Consider the following 23,437-nt stretch of genomic DNA (forward strand, 5'->3'; position numbering starts at 1 on the left):
CCGTTCCGGCGGAGGCGCCGGCCGGGCCACCGGCCGCGCCCGCCCGCGCCTCAGCTCCAGATCGAGGCCAGGTAGTCGTCCGTCGGCTTCGGCGACCGCGTGTCGAACCAGCTCGCATTCACCGTCGCCATGGCCGGGTCGTACACCCACCCGCCCGAGACGGCCGGGTTGTTCGCCGGCGCCTTGTTGTAGGCCGTGAAGCTGTTCTCGACCCGGCCCCACTTGGTCGTGTACATCGAGCCGAACACGTACGAGTCCTTCGCGAACAGCTGGTTGGACTCGCCGCTGCCGTTGATCGCCTGCCCGAGCGTGGGCGCGTACGCGCCGTTCGGGAGCGGGTAGCGCGCCTGCATGGCGATCACCTGCGCGGTGAGGATCGAGTGGTCGAGCGTCAGGAACGGCGTGCCGAGCTCGGGATCCTCGGGCTTGGGCCCGCCGAGCTGGAGCGCGCTGTTCAGCGAGCCGAAGAGGAGCGAGTCCCGGATCGTGAGGCCCCGGTAGGCGCCGTTCCCGTACATCTGCAGGGTGTCGATGTGATCGGATGCCCCGGCGGGCCGGAACACGGGCGCGCAGTAGCAGCCCTCCCACACCGAGTCCGTGATCATCGAGTTGCTGCCCGCGGCGTACCCGAACGGGTCGCTGATGTCGACCTTGGCGTCGGGCATCACGACCTCGTAGGCGTTGCAGTCGCGCACGATGCCGCTCGAGGCGGTCATGCGGAAGTTCACGGTCACCTTCGACTGCGCCCAGTTCGTGCCGGAGCTGTCGGTGAGCAGGATCGACCGCCCGTTGATGCGGGCGAACGTCACGCCCTTCACCGAGCGGATGCGCACGTCGTCGGCGATCGTGACCGTGCCCCAGCCGTTCTTGGGCGACACCAGGATGTTCTTCGTCGCGGTGCCGCGGCCGACGCCCTGCAGCGCGGGCTTCGAACCCGACGACGATCCGAAGCCCGGCAGGGTGCCCGGGGCGACGCGGATGTGCACGCCCGACGCGATCTGCGCGTCGGTCACCGAGCCGATCGCCTTGCCGATCGCGTCCCACGTGCACGCCACGTCGATGACCCTGCCGAAGCTCGCGTCGAACCAGGGCGTGTCGGCCGGCCAGTGCGTGCCGTTCGGGCCGTACGAGCGCACGGTGGACGACGCCGCCGTGACGGTCGTGCCGTCGCCTGCGCGCGCGCCCCGTGCGGCGTCGCGCTTGAACAGCGGCGCCGCGGGATCGGGAGGCAGGTTCGGGAGCAGCGCGGCGGGGGCGATCAGCGCCGCCGCGGTGATGAGGGTTCGTCGTGAGATCCGGTGCTGCATGGGCGTCCTCCGCTCGTACGCGATCCGGTCGCCGCGCCTCCCCTGGACGCGGAGGGACGTGCGAGGTCGCGCGCAGCCCCCCGGTGCGACGTTTCGACGCTATCCGGAAACCGTTAACCCCGCATTACGATCGCGAGACGACTTGACGACCTCACCGGCGGGCGAGCCGACGCAGGCGAGCAGACGCAACCGGACGGATGCCTCGACGAAACCTCGATGGAACGTCGCACGGCTAGCCTTCCCGGATGGACGCGCTCGATCGTCGATCGGCGCCGGGGGATCCGCACGTCGTGGCCGAGGCGGAGGGGCGATCGCTCCTCCGTCGCCGTCGCATGCTGGCGGCGGTCGCCGCGGCGTACGCCGTGGCGCTCGCGATCGTGCTGTTCTGGCCATCGCACGTCGACGGCGAGGGCGGCTTCGTGCGCTTCGATCCGGTGCTCGACGCCCTCGCCGCCCTCGGTGTCCCGGCCTGGGCGAGCTACCCGTGGGTGGAGTTCGCCGCGAACACGGCGCTGTTCGTCCCGCTCGGGGTGCTGTGGGCGGCGGCGGCGGGCACGCCCCGACTCGTGCGCGCAGCATCCGCAGCGCTCATCGGCGCGGGCGTCAGCATCGTCGCCGAGCTGGGTCAGCGGGTGCTGACCGACGAGCGCACGACCGACGCCCGCGACGTGGTCGCCAACACGCTCGGGTCCGCGCTGGGCGCACTCGCGACGGTGCTCGTCCTGCGAGCGCTCAGCGCCGGCAGCTCCGCGCGACGCTCCGGCTCGCGCCCGGCGCCGCCATCCCCCGGGCGTGCGCGATCGCGTCGGCCGCGCGCACCAGCGCGAGGTGCGTGAGGGCCTGCGGCGTGTTGCCCGCCTGCCGCCCCGAGAGCGGATCCGCCTGCTCGGCCAGCAGCCCGAGCTCGCTGCGGAACGTCAGCAGGCGGTCCATCAGCGCGACGGCCTCGTCGATCCGGTCGGTGTGGGCGTACTGCTCGACCAGCCAGAACGAGCAGGCGAGGAACGCGTTCTCGTCGCCCGGGACGCCGTCGACATCGGCCTCGGTGCGGTAGCGGCGCAGCAGCCCGTCGCGCAGCAGCGACGCCTCGATGCGGGCGACCGTGCCGAGCATCCGCGGGTCGTCGTAGGCGACGTAGCCGACCTGCGCGAGCTGCAGGAGCGCCGCATCGACCTCCGTGGTGCCCTCGTACTGCACGTAGCTGCCGATCGACGCGTCGAAGCCGCCCCGCTCGATGCGGTCGGCCAAGCCGGTACGAACTCGGCGCCACTCGTCGACCGGTCCGTGCCGGCCGTCGTAGTCCACCGCGCAGATCGCCCGGTCGAACGCCGCCCAGAGCATCGCCCGTGAGTGCGTGAAATGTCGTTCGGGGCCGCGGATCTCCCAGATCCCCGAGTCGGGACGGTCGAGGTGCTGCTGCGCCTCGCCGAGCAGGGCGACCTGCAGCGACCATGAGAAGTCGTCGTCGTCGAGGCCGACGTGGCGCGCGGCGTCGAGCGCGATGAGCACCTCGCCGAAGATGTCGGCCTGGTACTGGGCGGATGCCGCGTTGCCGATCCGCACCGGCGCGCTGCCCTCGTAGCCCGGCAGCTTCCCCGCCTCCCACTCGGGCAGCCGTCGCTCGCCGGCGACGCCGTACATGATCTGCACGTCGGCCGGGTCCCCCGCGATCGCCCGCAGCAGCCACTGCCGCCACGCCTGCGCCTCGTGCGTGAAGCCGTGGTGCATGAGCGCCTCGAGCGTGAGGGCCGCGTCGCGCAGCCACACGTACCGGTAGTCCCAGTTGCGCGCGCCGCCGAAGTCCTCGGGCAGGCTGGTCGTCGCGGCGGCGACCACGCCCCCGGTGTCCTCGTGGGTCAGGAGCCGCAGCACGAGCAGCGAGCGCCGAACCGCCTCGTCGTACGCGCCCGGCGGCACCGCGGTGCTGACCCAGTCCTGCCACCACGCCGCCGTGGTGGCCAGGGTCGTGGCGACGTCGAGCGGCTCGGGCATCGGGCGATGCGCGGCGAACCACGACAGCTGGAGGTCGACCGTCTCCCCCTCGGCCACCTCGAACGCGCCGATGTGGCGATGGTCGCTTCGCGTGAGCCGCGGGCCGTGCACCACCAGCGCATCGGGTCCCGCGACGCCGCAGACGGCGGGCGCGGCATCCGTGCCCAGCTGCCGCATCCAGGGCAGGGTCGCGGCGTAGTCGAACCGCACGCGCAGCTCCTGCTCCATGCTCACGCGTCCCCGGATGCCGCGCACCCGACGGATGACGTCGCAGCGCTCGTCGGAGCCGCCCATGGGCATGAAGTCGACGACCTCGACCTCGCCGTCGCCCGTCGCCCAGCGGGTCACGAGCGTGAAGGTGTCGGTCTCGTAGGCTCGCGACGCGGTCGCCGCGGCATCCGCGGGCCGGAGGCTCCACCGGCCCTGCTCGGGGTCGCCGAGGATCGCTCCGAACACCGACCCCGAGTCGAAGCGCGGCGCGCAGAGCCAGTCGATGGAACCGTCGGAGCCGACGAGCGCGACCGTGCGGCAGTCGCCGATGGCGGCGTACTCCTCGATCGGCATCGGCATGGTCAGGGCCGGCCGAGTCCGCGCACCTGCCAGCCCGCCGCCCGCCAGGCGTCGAGGTCGAGCACGTTGCGCCCGTCGATGATCCGGCGCTCGGCGACCAGCCGACCGGTCTCCACCGGGTCGAGGGCTCGGTACTCGCGCCACTCGGTGACGAGCACGACGAGATCGGCGCCCGTGAGCGCCTCGCGCGTCGAGGTGGTGAAGTCGAGCTGCGGATGCCGCATCCGGGCGTTCTCGACGCCTTCGGGGTCGGTCGCGACGACCTCGGCGCCGAGACCAAGCAGCTGCACGGCGACGTCGAGCGCCGGCGAGTCGCGCACGTCGTCGGAATCGGGCTTGAACGTCACGCCGAGCACGGCGATCTTCTTGCGGAACACCGAGCCGCCGAGGACGTCGACGGCGAGGTCGACGACCCGCTGGCGCTGACGCAGGTTGATCGCGTCGACCTCCTTGAGGAACGCGACCGACTCGCCGCGGCCGAGCTCCTCGGCGCGCGCGGTGAACGCCCTGATGTCCTTCGGGAGGCATCCGCCGCCGAAGCCGACGCCCGCGTTGAGGAATCGCCGCCCGATGCGCGCGTCGTGGCCGATCGCGTCGGCGAGCGCCGTGACGTCGGCGCCGGTCGCGTCGGCGATCTCGGACATCGCGTTGATGAACGAGATCTTCGTCGCGAGGAACGCGTTGGCCGCGACCTTCACGAGCTCGGCGGTCGCGTAGTCCGTCACGATGCGCGGCGTGCCGGCCTCGATCGCGGCGCGGTAGACATGGTCGAGCACGGATGCCGCGCGCTCGTCGTCGACGCCGTAGACGAGCCGATCGGGCTCGAGGGTGTCCTTCACGGCGAAGCCCTCGCGCAGGAACTCGGGGTTCCACGCCAGGCTCGCATGCGGGGCCTCCTCCGCGAGCCGCGCGGCGAGCCGGGCCGCCGTGCCGACGGGGACGGTGCTCTTGCCCACGAGGAGGGATCCGTCGGCCAGGTGCGGCAGCAGGCCCTCGAAGGCCGCGTCGACGTAGCGCAGGTCCGCGGACGTGCCGCCGACGGTCTGCGGGGTGCCGACCGCGAGGAAGTGCACCTCGGCGCCCGCGGCATCCGCGATGTCGGTGCTGAACCGCAGCCGACCGGTCGCCGTCGCCGAGGTGAGGATCTCGGGCAGCCCGGGCTCGAAGAACGGCGGCCGGCCGGCGCGGAGGGCCGCGATCTTCCGCTCGTCGACGTCGATGCCGACCACCTCGTGGCCGAGCTCGGCCATCGCCGACGCGTGCACGGCGCCCAGGTACCCGCAGCCGATCACCGAGATTCGCATGCGTCTCCTTCCGGGCGGCGCGGACCGCGCCCTGTCCATTCTGGCAGGCTGGGGAGATGGCCGTCTCCGCACGAGCGCGCGGGTGGGCCGCGATCGTGCTCGCGGCCTACGCCGCGCTCGCGGTGTTCCTCCTGCTGGTGCCACGCCCGATCGACAGCGGGATCACGCCCTGGCTCCGTGGGCTGATCGCGACCGTGCAGCGGGAGGGGCGTCTCCCCGGCTGGTTCGACTACGAGTTCGTGGAATACGCGTCGCACAGCGTGCTGTTCATCCCGATCGGGATCCTCGCGGTCGTGGCCGTCGGCCGTCGACTGGCGTGGCTGGCCGTGCTCGTCGTTCTCCTGCTCGGCGCGGCGGTCGAGTACGCGCCGCTTCTCGTGCAGCGCGATCACGTCACCTCGGACGTCGACCTCCTCCTCAACGAGCTCGGCGTGCTGGTGGGCGCCGTCATCGGCTTCTGGGCGCTCGGTGCGCCACCGGCCCGGGAGCGCCCCGACCTCGCGTGAGCGCGCCGTCGCGGCATCCGCTCGGGCTCAGCCGCAGGTCGCCTCGTTCGTCGAGACGATCGTCGTATTGATCATCGGCGTCGTGCGCACCTCGGTGGGACCGTAGTCGCCGGGGACGCCCTGGAAGGTCGCCCGCACGAGTGCCGTCTGCCCGTTGTCGAGGTGGACCGTGAACTTCTCGGCCGGCCGGCCGAGGTCGACGACCGACGGACCGGTGGTCGTCTCCCGTCCGGGCTCGGGCACCTCGACCGAGACGGTCGACGCCCCCACCGGCCCGTAGAGGAAGACCTCGGTGATGTAGTGGTCGTAGAACGAGCTGTCGACGTAGGGCGGGAGCTCGATGTCGGGGATCTCGAAGCGCAGGCGCGTCTCGACCGTCCAGGTCGGGGCATCGGGGTTGCACGTGTTCGTGGTGACCGTCGCCTCGGTGCGCAGGTAGTAGTCGATCTTCGACGAGGATCGGTCGCGATAGTAGACGCCGAGCACGGTGGCGCCCTCGTTCGTCTGCGGCAGCACGCCCTGGAGCCGCGTTCCGTCGAAGAGCTCCTGCGTCGCGGGGTCGGCGCTCCACATCATGAGCGACCCGCGGTTGGCGGCGTCGATGACCGCGTCGGCCATGGCCCAGATGTCGTACTCGGCCGACATGATGCGCGCGAAGACGGCGGATGCCGCGCCGGCGAAGTACGCATCGGACTCCGCACCGCCCTCGGGGTACCGGAAGTACGCCTCGTTGAGGAGCTTCGAGACCACGTTCTCGCTCGTGAGCTGCTCGCCGTCAGGCATCGTCACGGGGCCCGTGACCTGCAGCAGGCGCGACAGCGCGATCGGGTCGACCGAGGCGACGACGTCGGGCGTGATGCCCTTCGTGCGCTGCCAGTTCGCCGAGATGATCGCGGCGGCGGTCGGGAAGTCGGGCCGGCTGGTCGCGGCATTCATGTTGTCGAGGAAGATCGAGTCGTAGAGCTGCTTCGCGCTGTCGTCGACGGCGAGGTCGATGGGCACGCCGATCGGGAAGTCCGAGCTCGAGACCTGCTCGGCGATGTCGATCTTGCCGTTGTCCACGCGGAGGAGCGTCTGGGCGGCGGGGCCGCCCCCGAGCGCCGCCGCCTCGGCGTTGTTGAGGAAGGCGAGCACCACGGTCTTCGGTCCGTCGATGCCGAGCAGCGCGCCCACGCCGGCCAGCGCGCCGTTGAGCTGCGGGATCGCGTCCTCGGCCGTGCCCAGCATGTCGTCGAAGCGGTTCACGGCGTCGCCGACCTGGCCGATGGTGGCGCTCGTGTCGATCGACTGCACCTCGTCGTGCAGGTCGGTGATGAGCGCGTCGGCCGTCGTCGCGATTTCGGTGGCCTCACGCAGCGGCGCGAGGTCGAAGCCGCCGGTCGCGGGGTCGCGGGTCAGCGCGAAGGAGCCGGCGAGCGTGGATGCGGGGGTGACGACCTCGGTCGAGATGTCGTTCACGCCCTCGGCGATGATGCGCACGGCGCGGAAGTTCTCGCCCACGACCGGGATGAGCTCGCCCATGCGCCACAGCGGCTGCGCCGTCGGCTCGACGGCCGACTGCGCGGAGGCCTCGAGCTCCTGCGCGATCGCGGGCAGGTCGGCCAGGCGTCGCTCGGTGGCGGCGGTCTGGAACTCGCCCACCGATGCGCTGGCGTCCTCGAGGTCTGCGCGCACCGACATCGCGTCGTCGTACAGCGACCAGGCGGCGAACCCGCCGCCGATGATGACGAGCGCGAGCAGCGGCCACACGATGACGTGCACGATCCACCGGCGTCGGCGCTTCGGCGCACCGCGACGGGGGTTCGGGCGCTCCTCGGCGCCGGACAGCTCGGGTTCCGTCACGAGGCACCAGCATAGACGTGGAAGGTCTCGAAACGATCTCGCGTCCGGGCTGCGACATCCCCCAGATCGCGGGCCGCTAGCCTGACCGGGTGGACCCCGACGCGATCGAACCGCCGCGGACCTCGCGGCGCGTGGTGGGCGCGCGGATCGTGCTCGTGCCCTACCTCGTGCTCCTGGGGTTCGTCGTGTTCCTCCCGGCGCGCGAGGCCGGCCGGGTCACGGGGATCGTGGGCTGGCTCGCGGAGGCCCTCGCGACGGTCGGCATCCCGCGTGAGCCCGCGGCCGTCGTGCTGGAGTTCCTGGCGAACGTCGTGCTGTTCACGCCCTTCGGCGTGCTCCTCGTGCTCGCGTTCCCCGGCGTCCGCTGGTGGACGGTGGTGCTCGTCGGACTCGCGCTGAGCATCGGCATCGAGCTCGTGCAACTGACCATCCCCTCGCGGGTCTCGAGCGTGTCGGACGTCGTCGCCAACACGACCGGCACCGCCCTCGGCCTCGTGCTCGCTCGGAGCCGGAGACGCGGTCGAGGCTGAGATCGGCGAACCGGTCGCCGAGACATTGGTCAGTACGCGCCCTCGGCCCGAGCGACCGAGCGGACGGTGCGGTACAGGATGATGATGTCGCCCGTGAGCGACCAGTTCTCGACGTAGTACAGGTCGAGGCGCACGCTGTCCTCCCACGAGAGGTTTGACCGTCCCTGCGTCTGCCACAGCCCGGTGATGCCGGGGCGCACGAGCAGGCGACGTCGCGTCCACTCGTCGTAGCGCTCGACCTCGGCCGCGAGCGGCGGGCGCGGCCCGACCAGCGACATGTCGCCCTTCAGTACGTTCACGAGCTGCGGGAGCTCGTCGAGGCTGTAGCGGCGCAGCACCGCGCCCACGCGGGTCACCCGGGGGTCGGACCGGAGCTTGAAGAGCACGCCGTTGCCGTCGGTGCGGTCGAGCAGGGTGGGCAGCCGCTTCTCGGCGTCGACGACCATCGACCGGAACTTCAGCATGTGGAAGCGCCGCCCGTTGAGCCCGACCCGCTCCTGCGTGAAGAACGCCGGACCGGGGCTGTCGTTGCGCACGAGCAGCGCGAGCACGAGGAAGAGCGGGCTCAGCACCACGAGCGCGAGGAACGACACGACGAGGTCGAACGCGCGCTTCGCCGCGTACTTGCGACCCTCGAACTCGGGGTAGTCGACCTGGATGAGCGGCAGTCCGGCGACGGGTCGCGCGTGGATGCGGGGGCCGGCGACATCCGTCAGCGCCGGGGCCACGATGAGGTTCGTCGACGTGGCCTCGAGGGCCCAGCCGATCTGGCGCATGCCGCGCGGGTCGATCGTGTCGGCGCCGGTGAAGACGACCGTGTCGGCGCGTGCCTCCTCGAGCACCCGCGAGAGGCTCGTGTAGTCGCCGAGCACCGGGATGCCGGGGGCGAGGTCCTGCTCCGCGGAGCCGCGCTCGGTCAGGGCGCCGACGATGACGATGCCCGTGGCGCCCTCGCGCGCGATCTGCTCGGCGACATGCACCGACTTGCCGCGCTCGCCCATGAGGATGGCGCGGTGCGAGAAGTCGCCGGCCGCGCGGCGACGCAGCAGCCACTTGCGCCAGGACCACCGGGCGAGCAGGAGGAGCGCGAGCCCGAGTGGCAGCGCCACGAGGAGGTACCCGCGTCCGACCTCGGACTGCAGCAGGAACGCGCCGATGGCGAGCACCGCGAAGACGCGGATGGTGGCGTCGGTGATGCGCTTGTACTCGCCCGTGCCGGCGCCGATGATGTTGTGGTCGCGCGTCGCGAAGAGGGCGAGCGAGACGAACCAGCCGAGCACGAGGATGGCCGAGACGAGCGTGTAGCTGAGCTCGTAGGCCCCGCCCTCCCAGCCGGGGATGCTCAGCACGTCGCCGGCGGTGCCGAACCGGATGAACTGCGATCCGTAGACCGAGACCAGGATCACGATCAGGTCGGTGATGAAGAGACGCTGCGCGTAGGCGCGCTGCCAGGCGGAGACGACGGCCGCCGGTGAATCCAGCGACGTCTGCCGGGTCAGAGTCATGTCCCCCTCCATGCCGCCCTCGGCCTCGGGTGCACGGAAGGGCGGGCCCCACCGTTCGGGCGGCGAGCATGGCTCAGATTACCCGTTCGGGTCCCCCAAAGAGAGGACTGGTCTGCAAGTCACCCCCGAAGTGGGGACTGATCGACTTCGGCGCGGTCGCGACCGCTCGCCCAGCGGAGCGCGCGCTCGAGCGGACCGCGCCCGAGATACCGCCGCCAGAGCCACGCGAACAGCATCGATCCGACCACGAGGCCGATGACCAGGAGCCACGAATCGTCGGTCAGGAAGCCGTTCTCGCGCCGCTTCGCGAGCGAGATGACCACGAGGTGCAGCGTGTAGATGCTGAGCGGCATGAAGCCCATCGCGACGACCGGCGAGAGGACCGTCCCGGCCACACGGCGCACGCCCGGCCGCGCGAGCGCGAGCAGCGCGAGCATCGCCGCGACGACGAGCAGGCCCACCCCGACGTTCCCGAGCGTCTCCAGCGACGCGCGCAACGGCACCGACCATCCCGCCTCGGCCGCGACCTCGGGATCGGGCAGCAGCGTCGAGAGCGGCAGGAACACGGATGCCGCGAGTGTCCCCCAGAGCGCGACGAGGCCGACCACCCGTGGCGAGCCCAGGTCCATTCGCGCGAGCGCGAGCCCGATGAGCATCACGGGCACCCAGACGATGACGGGATACGCGCCGCCGACGACCCAGTCCGAGAGGAACTTGAACGGGGTCTCGCGCACCATGGCGACGAACTCCGTGCGCTCGCCGAGCTCCGCGAGGGCCGGCGTCACCGCGAGCAGGCCGGCGCCGAGCCCCAGTGCGGCACCGGGCCGGATGAACAGCAGCGGGAGCATGAGCAGGAACGCGACGCCGTAGACGTCGAGGATGATGAACACGAGCGGGCTCAGCGTGGCCCAGATGACGAATCCGAGCGCGATGAGGATGACGGCCCTGATCGCGATCTGCCGGCGCAGCTCGGGCCGCCCCTCGACGATCGGACGCGTCCCGCCCGAGATGAAGCCGAGGCCGATGCCGGCCGTCAGCGCGAAGAGCAGGCGCGGCCGTTCGTCGGCGAGCGCGATGAACTCGGCCGCCTGCAGCGACTCGACCGCGGGCGAGACGTGCGCCACGAACATGCCGATGAGCGCCAGCCCCCGGGCGGCGTCGACGCCGTCGACGCGTCGTGGCATCCGCGGGGCGACGTCGGTCATGACGCCACGCTCAGTGACGGCCGTTCAGGACGCCACCGCTCTCCTCGAGGTAGCAGACCCCGCACAGCGACTCGTACGCGACTTCCCGGACGCCGCCCGCACCGAGCTCCGTCGACGTGTCGATCGCGACCTGGTCGCCGTCGAACACGAACCGGCCCGCGACACGGCGCGCGTTGAAGATGGCCTTGCGACCGCACCGGCAGATCGTCTTCAGCTCCTCAAGGCTGTGCGCGATCTCGAGGAGGCGCCTACTGCCCGGGAACGCGACCGTCTGGAAGTCGGTGCGGATGCCGTAGGCGAGCACGGGGATGTCGTCCATGAGGGCGATGCGCAGCAGGTCGTCGACCTGGTCGGAGTTCAGGAACTGCGCCTCGTCGATCAGCAGGCAGCTCACGTCACGGCCGTGCTCTTCGATGACGCCCGTGCGGTGGTGCTGGAACGCGTCGAGCACGTCGGCGTCGGGCGCGATCGTGAAGTCGACCTCGCGCACGACGCCCAGCCGCGACACGATGTCGCGGTCGCCCTTGGTGTCGATCGCGGGCTTCGCCAGGAGCACCTGGTGGCCGCGCTCCTCGTAGTTGAACGCCGCCTGGAGCAACGCCGTGGACTTGCCGGAGTTCATCGCCCCATAGCGGAAGTACAGCTTCGCCATCTACTCGAGCAGCCCGTCCTCCGCCGCACGGCGGATCAGCTCGGACTTCCGGCTCGCCGGGCGCCCGGCGCGGGCGTACTTCTCGCGGACACGCCGCAGGTACGTCTTCGCCGTCTCGTAGCCGACGTCCATCCGCTCGGCGACCTCGATCGTGCTGTAGCCCTGGGCGTACAGCCGCAGCGCCCGTTCCTCGGCGGGGCTGAGGTGCGCGGAGTCGGCATCCTCGGTCGACGTGGACTCGGTCGCGTCGATCGCCCGGCCGGTGGATCCACGTCGGAGCCGCTCGCCGCGCGCCACCCGGCGTGCGAGCTCGGCGAGTTCCTCGGCGGGCAGCGTCTTGGAGACGAACCCGGCGGCGCCGGCCGAGATGCAGCGTTCGCGGGATGCCTCGTCGTCGAGTGCGCTCACCACGAGCACCTTCGCGCCGGCGGCACGGCAGGCCCGGATGCGGGACTCGATGGACACGTTGTCGGCGAGCTGCAGGTCCATGAGCACGAGGTCGACCGGGAACTCGGGGTTGCGGATGAGGTCCATCCAGTTGGTGGCGCGCACCACGACGGTGAAGTCGGGCGCGTTGTCGGTGAACCAGTTGGCGAGGCTGTCGACGATGAGGCCGTGGTCGTCGAGGAGCGCGAGACGCACCGGCGCGCTCGGCACGGACTCGCTCGGGACCGTCGTGCTGCCGGGCTCACTCGATGACATGACTCAACTCCACACTGACATTCTCTCGCGTCACGTCGACTTCCGCTCGCATCGACACCGCACGGGCAACGGCGGCGAAGCGGTCGAGGTCGCGGCGGCTGGGCGGATCGGCGCCGGGGTCGGCCTCGATGCCGATGCGACGTCGGGTCGGGTCGACGGCGATCGTCACCCGGATGGCCGAGGACCGGCCGCCATCGCCGAGCCACGAGATGAGTGCCGTCAGGGCCGAGCGCTGGTCCTCGTCGAGATCTCCGGCGGCACCCTCGGGGTCGTCCACGATGACCGGGATGTCGCGCGACGCGCGGACGGTCGCGGCGAGGTCGTCGAGCCAGGTCGCCTCGATGCCCGCCTTCAGCGCCCGGCGCAGCGCCTCCGCGAGCTCCCGCGCCCGATCGGCGTCGGCCACGGTGATGCGGTCGGCCGTCATCACGCCCGCCAGGAACGGCAGCACCTCCCGCCCGAGCACCGAGATGCGGCTCTGCTGCACCGACCGTGCGATGCCCGCCCGGAGCTCCGCGTCGCGCCGGAGCGCCGCGCGGTTCGCCTCGCGCTGCCACGCGAGGGTCTCGTCGACGATGGCGTAGGAGTAGCCCGCGGCCGCGGCGGACATCGCGAGCACCGCCGCCGAGTTCACCGCGATGAGCGCACCGATCGGCACGGTGTTCATCGTCGCCGTCGCGGAGCCGACCACGAGGATCGACAGGACGGCGGCCGCGAGGAGACCGGCGAGCAGCAGCGAGATCCACGTGCAGTACGGCGCGACCGAGAGGATCAGCATGCCGATGACGATGGGCCCGTAGTCGTCGTAGAGGTAGCGGTCGTTGCCGATCGTCGACACGTACTCCGCGATCGCGGCGCCCACCGCGAGCGCGACGACGAGCCAGAGACGGTCGACCGTGAACGGCGCGAACTGCGGCGCCGCGGAGACCGCCGCGGTGAGCCCGGCCGTGCCGACGAGGACGATGCCGAGCACGGCCGCGACCGGGGAGCCGACCTCGTGCCAGTGCGCGACCGTGAGCCCGATCGACACCGCCAATGCGAGGACGGCGCCGATCGCGACGATGGGTGCGGCCGTGATGCCGCCGATGGGATCCGCCTCCTGCTGCGTGAGGCGCATGCGGCTCATCCCCCGCCCTCCGGCACGGTGAGCACGATCGTGGTGCCGACGCCCTTCGTCGACCAGAGCCGGACCGTGCCGCCCTCCTGCTCGATGCGGGCGCGGATCGAGGTGCGCAGGCCGATGCGGTCCTCGGGCACCTCGCTCTCGTCGAAGCCCACCCCGCTGTCCATCACGGCGACGGTCACCTCGCCGCCGGCGTAGCCGAGGGCGAGCTCGGCCTCGTCGACGTCGGCGTGCCGTGCCACGTTGATGAGGCACTGGGCGACGGCGGCGTCGAGTGCGGCCGCGCGAGCAGGGCCGAGCAGCCCGAGCACGGCGAGGTCGCCGGTCATGCGCACGTCGAGTCCGGCGTTCGCGGCGGCGGCGAAGGCGTTCTCGAGGGTGGGCGCGTCATCCGAGCCCGAGCCGCCCCGGTTCGCCGGGGCATCCGCGCGCCGCATCGTCCCGGCCCGCTCGTCGGCGAAGATGCCGTGGCCGTGGTCGATCGCCCAGTCGCGGCCGACGATCAGGCCGAGGTCCTGGCGGATGCCGTCGCGCAGGCGCTCGTCGACGGGGCCCGAGCCCGCGGCGGCGATCGCCACGAGGTGGCTGAGCGCGGTGTCGTGCAGGCGCGCGGTGGCGCGGAGCTCGTAGTCGTGCCGGATCGCGAGTTCGCGGGTCTGCTGGCTCGCGCGGTGCAGCCCGGTCTCGCGCCGGGAGTCGGAGCGACGGCTGAGACCGTCGAACGTGCGCACGACGACCACGATGCCGAAGGCGGTGGCCGCGGCGATGTTGGGCGACCAGGCGGCGCCGGCGAGCGCGGCGCCGAGGAAGGTCGCGGCCTCGCCGAGCCCGTAGCCGAGCGCGGCCCAGGTGATGCCGAGCACCGAGCCCGCGCCGGCCCCGCCGACGAGCACGAGCGCGACGCGCGGCACCGCGAGGGCGACGTTGTTCGTGGTCTCGAACCGGTAGGTCGGGTCCATGACGATGATGGTGAGCGCGAGCACCGTGCCGGTGCCGACCACGAGGTACAGCAGGGTCGAGGTCACGGTCGGGCGGCGCGCGACGAGCAGCAAGGTGAGCGCCATGAGGGCGCACAGCGCGGCGCCGGTCCAGCCGACGGGGTCGCCGGCGGCCGTCGCTCCGATGGCGCCGACGACGACGCCGAGGCCGAGGCACACCCACGCGGCGCAGTGGCCCGCATGGGCGAGCGCGCGACTGAGCGAATCGCGCGCGAGGTGGCCCGGCAACCCCAAGGTCATCGAAGTCCTCCGCTCGGGACGCTGCGATCGGGTTTTCGCGGCGGCCTTCTGCGGATTATCGCAGTTCCCGTGCGGGCGCCGCTGTCGCTCGTCCAGTGGTTCGCGGGCGAGCCGACCACGCCGCGCCGCGAACATGCCCGACTGCGGCGCCTAGAACAGCGCGGCCGGGTCGAGCGATGGCGCGAGCGCATCGAACGGCGGCGCCCCCTTCGGCGAGAACCGAGCAGTCGACTGCACCCCGCCGGTGACCACGTCCTCGCGGCCGCGTTGCAGGCCGTGCGCCCTGATCAGCGGATGGATCCGCTCGCCCAGCCATCGCCGGTAGTCCTTCGGGGCGTACGTCACGTTGCCGTAGTACATCGAGCGGTACTTGGGCACCAGATCTGGATGCTCGCGCTCGAGCCACTGCATGAACCACGGCTTGACGCCCGGCTTCAGGTGCAGGGCGCCGTAGATGACGGCGGTCGCCCCGGCCGCCTTGGCCTGGCGGAGCGCCTCGTCGAGGTGGGCGCGCGTGTCGGTGAGGTACGGGAGGATCGGCATCATGAACACGGTGCAGTCGAGCCCCGCCTCGCGCACCGCGGTCACGGTCGCGAGGCGCGCCTTGGTCGACGGCGTCCCGGGTTCGACCGACTGCTGGAGGTCGTGGTCGTAGACCGCGATCGACATCGCCAGGTCGACGGGCACGTGCGTCGCGGCATCCGCCAACAGGGGCAGGTCGCGCCGCAGCAGAGTGCCCTTGGTGAGGATGCTGAACGGCGTGCCACTCGTCGTGAGCGCCTCGATGATGCCGGGCATCAGGGAGTACCGCCCCTCCGCACGCTGGTACGGATCGGTGTTCGTGCCGAGCGCGACCGGCTCGTTGCGCCACGACGGGCGTGCGAGCTCGGTGCGCAGCACGTCGGCCACGTTGACCTTCACGATGATCTGCCGGTCGAAGTCATCGCCGGCGTCGAGGTCGAGGTACGTGTGCGTCGGCCGGGCGAAGCAATTGTGGCTGACCACGCCGTTGGCGATGAAGTCGCCGGTCGTGGTGGTGATATCGATCATGTCGATCTCGTATCCGAGGTCGTCGATTGCGACGACGCGAAGGTCCGAGATGGTCTTGACGGTCGAACCGATCATCGTGAGCTTCCTCGAGATCGCCGGTTGCGACACATTGAAGAACGCACGCCGTGTTGCCAGGCCGCCCGTCACGCGGATATTGGCGACCCCGTTCGCCGCTGCTGCCTCCCTGACGTGGGCGACCTCGAAGGTCGTAAGCGCCGACTGGACCGAGGACAGGATCTCCTCGTCGCTGTTGCTGATCCGCAGCACGCCCCTCGAGCATGAACCCTCGGCGTCGAACACGCCCCCCAGGAAGCCGGCCTGCCAGTCGGTCGAGCGAGGGTCGGGCCATCGGATGAGCCGCGCGATGGCGTCGTAGGCCGACGCCCGGTTGGTTCGGATGGCATGCATCTCACGTCGACGCTCGGTCGGAGAACTGAATGCGAACCGTTGGGTGTCCGTGCCGAAGTGGCGAAGGTACTCGCTGGTGCGGTCCAGGGCCTCGGTGTCGGCCAGCGCAAGCCTGAACCGACTCGCGACATAGCTGCCACCCCTCGTCCTCGGGTATCGCCTGCGGAGCATCATTCCGTCGCCGCGGATCATACCGGTCAGATAGCCACGGCGATACTCGTCATTGACGACCGAGGGCGCGGGTTCGGCCCCGCGGTTCCCGAACCCGATGAGCGAGTTACCAGTGGTCAGGTACGGTCGCCGACCGGCTCCCGACATCGCTCCGACGACGTGCTTCCACCCGCGCTCGGTCAGGAAGCGGTGGTCGCCGCTCGCGATGAGCTCGGTGCCGTCGGCCAGGCGTACGCGATAGGCACGCTTGCGGGTCGACCACTTGGCGACGACCTTCGATGCGACGTAGCGTCGCATGCCGCCCTCGGTCTGCGTTCCCAGCACTTCCTGACCGACTTCGACCTCCGAGAGTCGCCGTACGCGCCCGTCGGCCATGGTGATGCCGGTCGCCGGGTCCAGGCAGTACAGGCAGGCATGCGAACATCCCCGGTACGGGTTGATGGTCCACCCGAACGGCATCGGCGATGGCCCCGGCACCTTGTTGAGCGCCGACTTCGCGAGCACCTCGTGGAAGGTCACGCCGGCGAACTCGGGCGTCTGCACCGAGCGCACCAGGTTGTTGAGCTTCGCCAGCCCGGGGAGGGTGCCGGCCTGCTCGACGCCGAGTTCCTGACCGCTCCACCGCATACCGATATTCGAACACATGTTCGAATGAGAGGCAAGCGGATGCCGCGGCGAGCCGTGACCCGCCGCGGCATCCGTCGCCCGTCAGGCCGCGACCGGCACCGCGCGACCCGCGACGAGCTCGAGCCGCTCGCCCGCCCAGCGCCGGCGCAACCAGCGGTCGTGGCTCGCGATCACGACGGCGCCGGGGTAAGTGCCGAGCGCCTGCTCGAGGTCGGTCGCGAGCCCGAGCGACAGGTGGTTCGTCGGCTCGTCGAGCAGGAACACGTGCGGCGGCCGCGCGATCACGAGCGCGAGCGCGAGCCGGCGCTGCTGCCCCACCGAGAGGGTCCCGATCGGCCGGGACTCGTCGCGCGGGGCGACCAGCCCGAGGCTCGACAGCGGCACCTGCTCGGCCCGCCGCTCCCCGAGCGTGCGCTCGTAGAGGCGTCGCGGTGAGGCATCCGGATCGGCGAAGCGCACGTCCTGCTCGAGGAGCTGCACCCGCAGGCCGCGCCGCCGGTGCACCGTGCCCCGGTCGACCGGCCGGTCGCCGGCGAGTACGCCCAGGAGCGTCGACTTGCCCGCCCCGATCGCCCCCGTGACGAGGAGCCGCGTGAGCGGCGCCACCTGCAGCGCGTCGAGTTCCAGCCTTCCCTCGACCGCGACGTCCGACAGCTGCAGCAGCAGCCCCGAGGCGTCCTCGAGCGCATGCGATCCCGACGGGATGCCCGCGAACTCGAGCGGCGACGGCGGCTTGCGCACCTGCTCGCGCTCGAGCGTCGCGAGCCGCTGCTCGGCGTTCCTGACGCGCCGCGACACCGCCTGCTCGACGTTGCCGCGCTTGAAGTGCTTCAGGAACTTGTCGTTGTCGGTGGCGGCGCGACCGTGCGCGACGTGGCGCGCCGAGTCGGCGGCCGAGCCGCGCAGGCGCCGCAGCTCCTCCTGCTCGTCGTCGTACTGGCGTCGCCAGCGCTCGAGCTCGTCGGCCTTCACCGTGAGGTACTCGCTGAACCCGCCGCCGAAGACGGTGCCGCCGGATGCCGCGAGCACCTCGTCGCGCGAGGCGCCCGCCTGCCCCCCGCCCGCGCCGGCCAGCGCGACCGCGCCCGCCCGGCCCGGATCGAGGTCGAGCAGGCCCGTCGCGACGCGGTCGAGGAACTCCCGGTCGTGGCTGGCGAACAGCACGGGTCCGGGCCACGCCCGCAGTCGATCCTCGAGGAACGACGCGGCGTCGTCGTCGAGGTGGTTCGTCGGCTCGTCGAGCAGCAGCGCGTCGGGCGCCGCGAGCAGCAGCGCCGCCAGGGCGAACCGGCTGCGCTGGCCGCCCGAGACCTCGTCGAGGCGCCGATCGAGGCCGATCGTGCCCAGCCGGAGGCCGTCGAGCAGCTCGTCGCGGCGGGTGTCGAGCGACCACACGTCGGCGCGCTCGGCCGCGTCGAGCGCCGCCGAGTAGCGGGCGGATGCCGCGCCGTCGGCGTCGTCGCGGGCGAGGGCCGCCGCGGCGGCGTCGAGCTCGAGCTCGATCGCGCGCACCTCGGCGGCGGACGCCTCGAGCACGTCGCCGACGCGGTCCTCGGTCCGGAACGGCAGCACCTGTTCGAGGAAGCCCGTGCGCACGGGACGCGTGAGCCGCCCCGACACGTCGGCGCCGCCGTCGACGCCGGTCGCGGCATCCGTGGCGCCTTCGACGCCGGCGAGCAGGCGCAGGAGCGTCGACTTGCCGGCGCCGTTCTCGCCGATCAGGCCGATGCGTCGGCCGGGTGCGACCGAGAACGAGAGGTCGGCGAAGACGCGGCGACCGCCGTAGGCGGCCGACAGGCCGTCGGCGCGCAGGTGGAGGGAGTGAGAGAGATGTACAGCCATGCGGGAACGTCCGTTCGCGAAGGCTCCCGGGCCGACGACCGGCACGCCTGACGGCGGGGTCGCTGACGGTGCACCGGGCGACGCGCGTGCCATGGCCTGCGCGGGCGTCGACCCGGGAGCGGAGAAGGTGAATCCCGCCGGGCATTCGCCATCACGAAGGGTGCACGCGACACTGTCGCGATCAGTGGAAGGTGCACACCCGACGTCGACGGCGCCTCAGGCGCGGGACGATGGGATGTGCTCACTTCATAGCGGGGTCGACGATAGCAGACGCCCGCGCGGCACGCCAAGCACGCGGCATCCGCTCGGGCTCGAGGCGCCGCCTTCGGCGGCTCCTCGACCGACGACCCTGACTACGCGGTGAGCTCCAGCACCTTCGCGGTCTCCGCCAGCGACGCCTCGGCCTCGGCCGGATCGGTCGACAGCTGGCGCCCGGCGCTCGGGATCATCTCGCGGAGCTTCGGCTCCCACGCCGCGATGCGGTCGGGGAAGCAGCGCGCGAGCACGTCGAGCATGATCGGGGCCGCGGTCGACGCACCCGGAGACGCGCCGAGCAGGCCGGCGATCGTGCCGTCGCCGCCCGTGATCACCTCGGTGCCGAACTGCAGCACGCCGCCCTTCTTCGGGTCCTTCTTCATGACCTGCACGCGCTGGCCGGCCGTGATGAGCTCCCAGTCGGCGTCCTTCGCGGTGGGCATGAACTCGCGCAGCGCGGCGAGCTTCTTCTTGCGCGAGGCGAGCAGCTCGGAGACGAGGTACTTCACGAGGTCGAAGTTCTTCATCCCGACCTGGAGCATCGGGCCGAGGTTGTGCAGTCGCACCGAGAAGGGCAGGTCGAACCACGTGCTCGACTTCAGGAACTTCGGCGTGAAGCCGGCGTACGGCCCGAACAGCAGCGCGGTCTCGCCGTCGACGATGCGGGTGTCGAGGTGCGGCACCGACATCGGCGGGGCGCCCACGGCGGCCTTGCCGTAGACCTTCGCCTGGTGCTGGGCGACGACCTTGGGGTTGGTCGTGCGCAGGAACTGGCCCGATATCGGGAAGCCGCCGTATCCCTCGATCTCCTTGATGCCGGAATGCTGCAGGAGCGCGAGGGCGCCGCCGCCCGCTCCGACGAAGACGAACCTGGCGTTGACGGTCTTCGGTGTCTGGCCGACGGTGTGCCGCACGCGCAGGTGCCACATGCCGTCCTTGCGACGGTTGAGCCAGGTGACCTGGTGGTTGGTCTGCACGGAGGCGCCGCGGCGCTCCAGGTCCTGGAAGAGGAACTTCGTGAGCGCGCCGAAGTCGACGTCGGTGCCCGAGGCGGAGCGGGTCGCGGCGACGCGCTGCTTCGGGTTGCGCTTCTTGGCGATGAGCGGCGTCCACTCGGCGATGCGCTCGAGGTCCTCGGTGTACTCCATGTCGGAGAACAGCGGGTGGTCCTTCAGCGCCTCGTAGCGCTTGCGCAGGTACTCGACGTTGGCCTTGCCCTTGACGAAGGTCATGTGCGGCGTCGGGTTGATGAACCGCTCGGGGTCGGGCAGCGCGCCGATCGACACGAGGTACGACCAGTACTGGCGGCTCACCTGGAACTGCTCGTTGATCTGGATGGCCTTGGCCGGATCGACGGTGCCGTCCTCGGCCTCGGGCATGTAGTTGAGCTCGCAGAGCGCCGCGTGGCCGGTGCCCGCATTGTTCCACGCGTTCGACGACTCCTGCGCGACCTCGCCGAGTCGCTCGTAGACGCGGATGCTCCAGTCGGGTTGCAACTGGGAGATCAGGGAGCCGAGCGTGGCGCTCATGATGCCCCCGCCGATGAGCACGACGTCGACGGTTTCCTCAGAAGTCACGATTTCCAGTCTAAATGGCCCGGCGGTGTCCTCTTGACCGCGGGGCTTTCGTGCGGTAAACGCCGTCCGACCTGCGCGTCGTCGGCGGCGAGCGTCGGTCGAGGCATCAGGATGCCGCGACCGGCGCCCCTCAGAGCGCCGCCACTCCCCCGGCGATGAGCCCGATCCCGGCCGTGACGAGTGCGGCCGTGAGCGACACGACGCCGATCCAGAGCAGCCAGATGAGGCGGTTCGGACGCTCGGGGTCCGTGCCGAGCACCGAGAGGAAGAAGCCGGCGGGCATCAGGATCGCGGCGATCGGCACGCCGAGGCGCGCGAGCTGCATCCAGAACCCGTCGAGGGCGGCGTACGAGATGACCGCGAGGATCGCGATCGACAGCACGAGCAGCACCGCGGCGTGCGCGTGCCCCGCCCGGTAGAAGCTCAGCTGCAATCGGTTCGCGGGCGCGTGCCCGCGGACGACGCGGGTGAGGAAGTAGCCGCCGCTCTCGACGGTGACGAGGGCGAGCAGCAGGATGCCGATGAGGATGAGGTCGCTCGGGGACGGCATGGCGGGATCCTTCCGACGGGGTGGACATGATTGGATAGTGGTACTCTCCAATAATAGAGAGTGCAACTATCCAATGCAAGGGAGTCCGCGATGCGCATCTCCGCCCTCGCCGCGACGGTCGGCCTCCCGGTGGCGACCGTGAAGTACTACCTGCGCGAGGGGCTCCTGCATCCGGGCGTCGCGACGTCTGCGACGCAGGCCAGCTACGACGAGTCGCACGCGCGGCGGCTCCGGCTCATCCGGGCGCTCACCGGCCCGGTCGGACTCAGCGTGCAGCAGGCGCGCACGATCCTCGGCCTCGTCGACGACCCGGGCGACGACCTCTACGCCACGCTCGGCCGCGCCGTGAGCGCCCTGCCACCGGCGGTCGACGCGGCATCCGATGACGACCCCGACCCGTACCCCCGCGCCCGCGCCGCGCTGGAGGCGCTCGGCCAGGTGTACGACCCGCGGTTCGCCGCCGTCGCGCAGCTCGAGACGGCGCTCGAGGCGGCCGAGGCGGCGGGCATGCCGATCAGCGAGGACCGGCTGCTCGAGTACGGTCGCGGCCTGCGCGACATCGCCGCGTTCGACCTCGAGCGGATGCCGCAGGAGCCGCACGCCGCGGTCGAGTACACGGTGCTGGGCACCGCGCTCTACGAGCCCGTGCTGCTCGCGCTGCGGCGGCTCGCGCACCAGGACGCGGCGGCGCGGCGGGACCTGCCGGGCTGACGCGGGCGCCGTACGATCGCGCGCGCGGGTCTCAGACGCCCGTCCCTGTGCGCGGATTCGGTGTTCTTCCCCGGCGCGCCCGCCGAGGGCTTCACTTCTGCGGCGTGTCGGGCGCAACACCGAATCCGCGCACGATGACGCGGGGAGTCGGCGCGGCCTCGTCAGCGCCCGAGCAGCCGCGCGAGCGCCGGCAACTGCCCCGGGTCCTCGAGCGCCGACCCCACCGCGACCGTCCGCACGCCCGCGTCGAGGAACGTCTCGGCGTTCGTCGCGTCCATCCCGCCCGTCGCCACGAACCGGGCGTCGGGGAACGGACCCGCCATGGCGCGGAACCAGCCGGGCCCGAGCATCGAGGCCGGGAACGCCTTCAGCCACGTGAGCCCGAGCGCCATGGCCGCCTGCACCTCGCTCGCGGTCGCGACGCCGGGCAGCGGCGGCAGGCCGGCCGCGATCGAGGCGCGCACGACGTCGGGGTCGAACCCGGGGCTCACGGTGAAGGCGGCGCCGGCGGATGCCGCGAGCTCCACGTGCCGGGCCGACAGGACGGTGCCCGCACCCACCGGGCGCCCGGCGACCCGGCCCGCCGCGACGACCGCGGCGAGCGCCTCGACGTCCTCGTCGGACTGGATCGGGAGCTCCACCACGTCGATGCCGAGGTCCCACGCGCGCCGGGCGAGTGCGAGGCTGCGCTCGACGCCGAGTCCGCGGAAGATCGCCATGAGCGGTCGGCCGGCGAGGAGCTCGTCGAAGGCCTCGTTCCGGAGCGACTTCGCGGGGTTCCTGCTCTGGGCCGAGCTGGGCACCAGGGCCGAGCTGCGCGGCAAGGCCGAGCTGGGCGGTGGTGCCGTCTGCGGGCTCGGCGCCGAGTGCGGTCCCGAGCGCGGGAAGTCGGCGGTGTCGGCGAGCACGACCACGGCGCGCTCGTGCCCAGCACGGAGGCGGTCTACGGCCGGAGCGCCGTCGAGCCAGGCGGCGAGCCAGCCGGCCGCGAAGGCGTCGCCCGCGCCGACGGCCTCGACGAGCTCGACCGGCAGCGCGGGCACGTGCTCGAGGCCGGCCACGTGGAACTCGGTCGCGCCGACGGCCCCGTCCTTCACGACGAGGTGGGCGGGCTCGGGCAGCAGCGCGCGCACGTCCTCCGCGCTCGCGGTGCCCCACAGCGCCGCGGCCTCGTCGCGCCCGATGAACACGATGTCGGCGCGGGCAGCGGCCGCGCGCAGGCGGCGCGCCGCGGCATCCGTCGACGGCCAGAGCGCCGCGCGGTGGTTCACGTCGAAGCTCACCGCTGCGCCGGCGGCGTGGGCGGCGTCGACGAGCGCGTCGAACAGGGCCTCGCACGAGGGCGAGAGCGCCGGCGTGATGCCGCTGAGGTGCAGCACGCGCACGCCGTCGAACCCGAGTTGGGCGACGAAGTCGGGCCCGAGCCGGGAGGCCGCCGAGCCGCGCCGGTAGTAGTGGACACCGGCGCCGGGGTCCTTGAGGTAGACGCCCGTCGGCGCAGCGGGATCGAGTACGACCCCGCTCGTGTCGACGCCGCGTTCTGCGAGCTGACGCACGAGGCGTCGGCCCAGGGCGTCGTCGCCGACCGCGCCGGCCCAGGCCGCACGGCGCCCGAGCGCGGCGAGGTGCGAGGCGACGTTGGCCTCGGCTCCCCCGGCGTCGATGCGGAAGTCGGCCGCCGACTCGAGCGGCTCGGCCGCGGCGGGCGCGACGAGCGCCATGGTCTCTCCGACGGCGAGCACTTCAGCGGGCGTGGTCACGACCCCTATG

At 71.9% G+C, this 23,437-nt stretch carries 19 protein-coding genes; 4 read left to right on the plus strand and 15 right to left on the minus strand.

Annotated features, from left to right (window positions below):
* Positions 1 to 50: 50 nt before the first annotated feature.
* A complete protein-coding gene (locus ACWGO8_RS02550; RefSeq protein WP_452041569.1) occupies positions 51 to 1,307 on the minus strand; it encodes a hypothetical protein in 1,257 nt (418 codons plus the stop codon).
* Between the two features lie 245 nt (positions 1,308 to 1,552).
* Between ACWGO8_RS02550 and ACWGO8_RS02555 the strand changes: the two genes are divergently transcribed.
* Positions 1,553 to 2,143 carry a VanZ family protein gene (locus tag ACWGO8_RS02555; RefSeq protein ID WP_452041570.1) on the plus strand — a complete coding sequence of 197 codons (591 nt, stop codon included), beginning with the start codon at positions 1,553 to 1,555 and terminating at the stop codon, positions 2,141 to 2,143.
* Here the strand turns inward: ACWGO8_RS02555 and ACWGO8_RS02560 are convergent.
* Both ACWGO8_RS02560 and ACWGO8_RS02565 read right to left on the minus strand, forming a co-directional pair.
* Positions 2,040 to 3,869, minus strand: coding sequence for a glycoside hydrolase family 15 protein (locus ACWGO8_RS02560; protein ID WP_452041571.1), 1,830 nt, complete (start codon positions 3,867 to 3,869; stop codon positions 2,040 to 2,042). The two genes, ACWGO8_RS02555 and ACWGO8_RS02560, sit on opposite strands and share 104 nt — an antisense overlap.
* Positions 3,870 to 3,871: 2 nt before the next feature.
* Positions 3,872 to 5,173: a UDP-glucose dehydrogenase family protein gene (locus ACWGO8_RS02565; protein WP_452041572.1), complete on the minus strand. Its 1,302-nt coding sequence runs from the start codon at positions 5,171 to 5,173 to the stop codon at positions 3,872 to 3,874.
* A gap of 56 nt (positions 5,174 to 5,229) precedes the next feature.
* On the opposite strand from ACWGO8_RS02565, the gene ACWGO8_RS02570 reads away from it, so the two are divergent.
* The gene (locus ACWGO8_RS02570) at positions 5,230 to 5,679 is read left to right on the plus strand and encodes a VanZ family protein (RefSeq protein WP_452041573.1); all 450 of its coding nucleotides are present in this window, start codon (positions 5,230 to 5,232) and stop codon (positions 5,677 to 5,679) included.
* Positions 5,680 to 5,706: 27 nt separating this feature from the next.
* On the opposite strand, the gene ACWGO8_RS02575 is transcribed toward ACWGO8_RS02570, so the two are convergent.
* Positions 5,707 to 7,521, minus strand: a complete 1,815-nt coding sequence (locus ACWGO8_RS02575) for a DUF4012 domain-containing protein (protein WP_452041574.1) — start codon at positions 7,519 to 7,521, stop codon at positions 5,707 to 5,709.
* Positions 7,522 to 7,610: 89 nt separating this feature from the next.
* Between ACWGO8_RS02575 and ACWGO8_RS02580 the strand changes: the two genes are divergently transcribed.
* Positions 7,611 to 8,051 (plus strand): VanZ family protein, encoded by a 441-nt coding sequence (locus tag ACWGO8_RS02580; RefSeq protein WP_452041575.1) that lies wholly within the window; start codon positions 7,611 to 7,613, stop codon positions 8,049 to 8,051.
* 29 nt (positions 8,052 to 8,080) lie between these two features.
* Here ACWGO8_RS02580 and ACWGO8_RS02585 read toward each other — a convergent pair whose 3' ends face one another.
* The 10 genes from ACWGO8_RS02585 to ACWGO8_RS02630 all read right to left on the minus strand — a co-directional run bounded on the left by ACWGO8_RS02585 (position 8,081) and on the right by ACWGO8_RS02630 (position 20,956).
* Complete coding sequence (locus ACWGO8_RS02585) at positions 8,081 to 9,556, minus strand: sugar transferase (RefSeq protein WP_452041576.1); 1,476 nt, start codon at positions 9,554 to 9,556, stop codon at positions 8,081 to 8,083.
* Between the two features lie 119 nt (positions 9,557 to 9,675).
* Positions 9,676 to 10,761: a heparan-alpha-glucosaminide N-acetyltransferase domain-containing protein gene (locus tag ACWGO8_RS02590; protein ID WP_452041577.1), complete on the minus strand. Its 1,086-nt coding sequence runs from the start codon at positions 10,759 to 10,761 to the stop codon at positions 9,676 to 9,678.
* A 10-nt stretch (positions 10,762 to 10,771) separates the two neighbouring features.
* Positions 10,772 to 11,413 (minus strand): thymidine kinase, encoded by a 642-nt coding sequence (locus ACWGO8_RS02595; protein WP_452041578.1) that lies wholly within the window; start codon positions 11,411 to 11,413, stop codon positions 10,772 to 10,774.
* A complete protein-coding gene (locus tag ACWGO8_RS02600; protein ID WP_452041579.1) occupies positions 11,414 to 12,115 on the minus strand; it encodes a response regulator transcription factor in 702 nt (233 codons plus the stop codon).
* The gene (locus ACWGO8_RS02605; protein WP_452041580.1) at positions 12,102 to 13,232 is read right to left on the minus strand and encodes a hypothetical protein; all 1,131 of its coding nucleotides are present in this window, start codon (positions 13,230 to 13,232) and stop codon (positions 12,102 to 12,104) included. The genes ACWGO8_RS02600 and ACWGO8_RS02605 overlap by 14 nt, the downstream gene beginning before the upstream one ends.
* Positions 13,233 to 13,237: 5 nt before the next feature.
* Positions 13,238 to 14,476: a sensor histidine kinase gene (locus ACWGO8_RS02610; protein WP_452041581.1), complete on the minus strand. Its 1,239-nt coding sequence runs from the start codon at positions 14,474 to 14,476 to the stop codon at positions 13,238 to 13,240.
* 150 nt (positions 14,477 to 14,626) lie between these two features.
* Positions 14,627 to 16,732, minus strand: a complete 2,106-nt coding sequence (locus tag ACWGO8_RS02615; protein WP_452041582.1) for an intein-containing Rv2578c family radical SAM protein — start codon at positions 16,730 to 16,732, stop codon at positions 14,627 to 14,629.
* An 81-nt stretch (positions 16,733 to 16,813) separates the two neighbouring features.
* Complete coding sequence (locus ACWGO8_RS02620; protein ID WP_452041583.1) at positions 16,814 to 18,574, minus strand: ATP-binding cassette domain-containing protein; 1,761 nt, start codon at positions 18,572 to 18,574, stop codon at positions 16,814 to 16,816.
* Between the two features lie 353 nt (positions 18,575 to 18,927).
* Positions 18,928 to 20,406 carry a malate:quinone oxidoreductase gene (locus tag ACWGO8_RS02625; protein ID WP_452041584.1) on the minus strand — a complete coding sequence of 493 codons (1,479 nt, stop codon included), beginning with the start codon at positions 20,404 to 20,406 and terminating at the stop codon, positions 18,928 to 18,930.
* 130 nt (positions 20,407 to 20,536) lie between these two features.
* The gene (locus ACWGO8_RS02630; RefSeq protein ID WP_452041585.1) at positions 20,537 to 20,956 is read right to left on the minus strand and encodes a hypothetical protein; all 420 of its coding nucleotides are present in this window, start codon (positions 20,954 to 20,956) and stop codon (positions 20,537 to 20,539) included.
* Positions 20,957 to 21,046: 90 nt separating this feature from the next.
* Between ACWGO8_RS02630 and ACWGO8_RS02635 the strand changes: the two genes are divergently transcribed.
* The gene (locus ACWGO8_RS02635; RefSeq protein WP_452041586.1) at positions 21,047 to 21,667 is read left to right on the plus strand and encodes a MerR family transcriptional regulator; all 621 of its coding nucleotides are present in this window, start codon (positions 21,047 to 21,049) and stop codon (positions 21,665 to 21,667) included.
* A 161-nt stretch (positions 21,668 to 21,828) separates the two neighbouring features.
* Here ACWGO8_RS02635 and ACWGO8_RS02640 read toward each other — a convergent pair whose 3' ends face one another.
* The gene (locus tag ACWGO8_RS02640) at positions 21,829 to 23,427 is read right to left on the minus strand and encodes a PfkB family carbohydrate kinase (protein ID WP_452041587.1); all 1,599 of its coding nucleotides are present in this window, start codon (positions 23,425 to 23,427) and stop codon (positions 21,829 to 21,831) included.
* Positions 23,428 to 23,437 lie beyond the last annotated feature (10 nt).

This window comes from Agromyces sp. NPDC055661, from assembly GCF_053618135.1.

Bases quoted from the DNA above. Each gene is read 5' to 3' on its own strand.
- ACWGO8_RS02585 (WP_452041576.1), bottom strand. From the start codon at position 9,556: ATGACTCTGACCCGGCAGACGTCGCTGGATTCACCGGCGGCCGTCGTC.
- ACWGO8_RS02590 (WP_452041577.1), bottom strand. From the start codon at position 10,761: ATGACCGACGTCGCCCCGCGGATGCCACGACGCGTCGACGGCGTCGAC.
- ACWGO8_RS02615 (WP_452041582.1), bottom strand. From the start codon at position 16,732: ATGCGGTGGAGCGGTCAGGAACTCGGCGTCGAGCAGGCCGGCACCCTC.
- ACWGO8_RS02555 (WP_452041570.1), top strand. From the start codon at position 1,553: ATGGACGCGCTCGATCGTCGATCGGCGCCGGGGGATCCGCACGTCGTG.
- ACWGO8_RS02595 (WP_452041578.1), bottom strand. From the start codon at position 11,413: ATGGCGAAGCTGTACTTCCGCTATGGGGCGATGAACTCCGGCAAGTCC.
- ACWGO8_RS02560 (WP_452041571.1), bottom strand. From the start codon at position 3,869: ATGCCGATGCCGATCGAGGAGTACGCCGCCATCGGCGACTGCCGCACG.
- ACWGO8_RS02570 (WP_452041573.1), top strand. From the start codon at position 5,230: ATGGCCGTCTCCGCACGAGCGCGCGGGTGGGCCGCGATCGTGCTCGCG.
- ACWGO8_RS02620 (WP_452041583.1), bottom strand. From the start codon at position 18,574: ATGGCTGTACATCTCTCTCACTCCCTCCACCTGCGCGCCGACGGCCTG.
- ACWGO8_RS02565 (WP_452041572.1), bottom strand. From the start codon at position 5,173: ATGCGAATCTCGGTGATCGGCTGCGGGTACCTGGGCGCCGTGCACGCG.
- ACWGO8_RS02550 (WP_452041569.1), bottom strand. From the start codon at position 1,307: ATGCAGCACCGGATCTCACGACGAACCCTCATCACCGCGGCGGCGCTG.
- ACWGO8_RS02610 (WP_452041581.1), bottom strand. From the start codon at position 14,476: ATGACCTTGGGGTTGCCGGGCCACCTCGCGCGCGATTCGCTCAGTCGC.
- ACWGO8_RS02630 (WP_452041585.1), bottom strand. From the start codon at position 20,956: ATGCCGTCCCCGAGCGACCTCATCCTCATCGGCATCCTGCTGCTCGCC.
- ACWGO8_RS02600 (WP_452041579.1), bottom strand. From the start codon at position 12,115: ATGTCATCGAGTGAGCCCGGCAGCACGACGGTCCCGAGCGAGTCCGTG.
- ACWGO8_RS02635 (WP_452041586.1), top strand. From the start codon at position 21,047: ATGCGCATCTCCGCCCTCGCCGCGACGGTCGGCCTCCCGGTGGCGACC.
- ACWGO8_RS02605 (WP_452041580.1), bottom strand. From the start codon at position 13,232: ATGCGCCTCACGCAGCAGGAGGCGGATCCCATCGGCGGCATCACGGCC.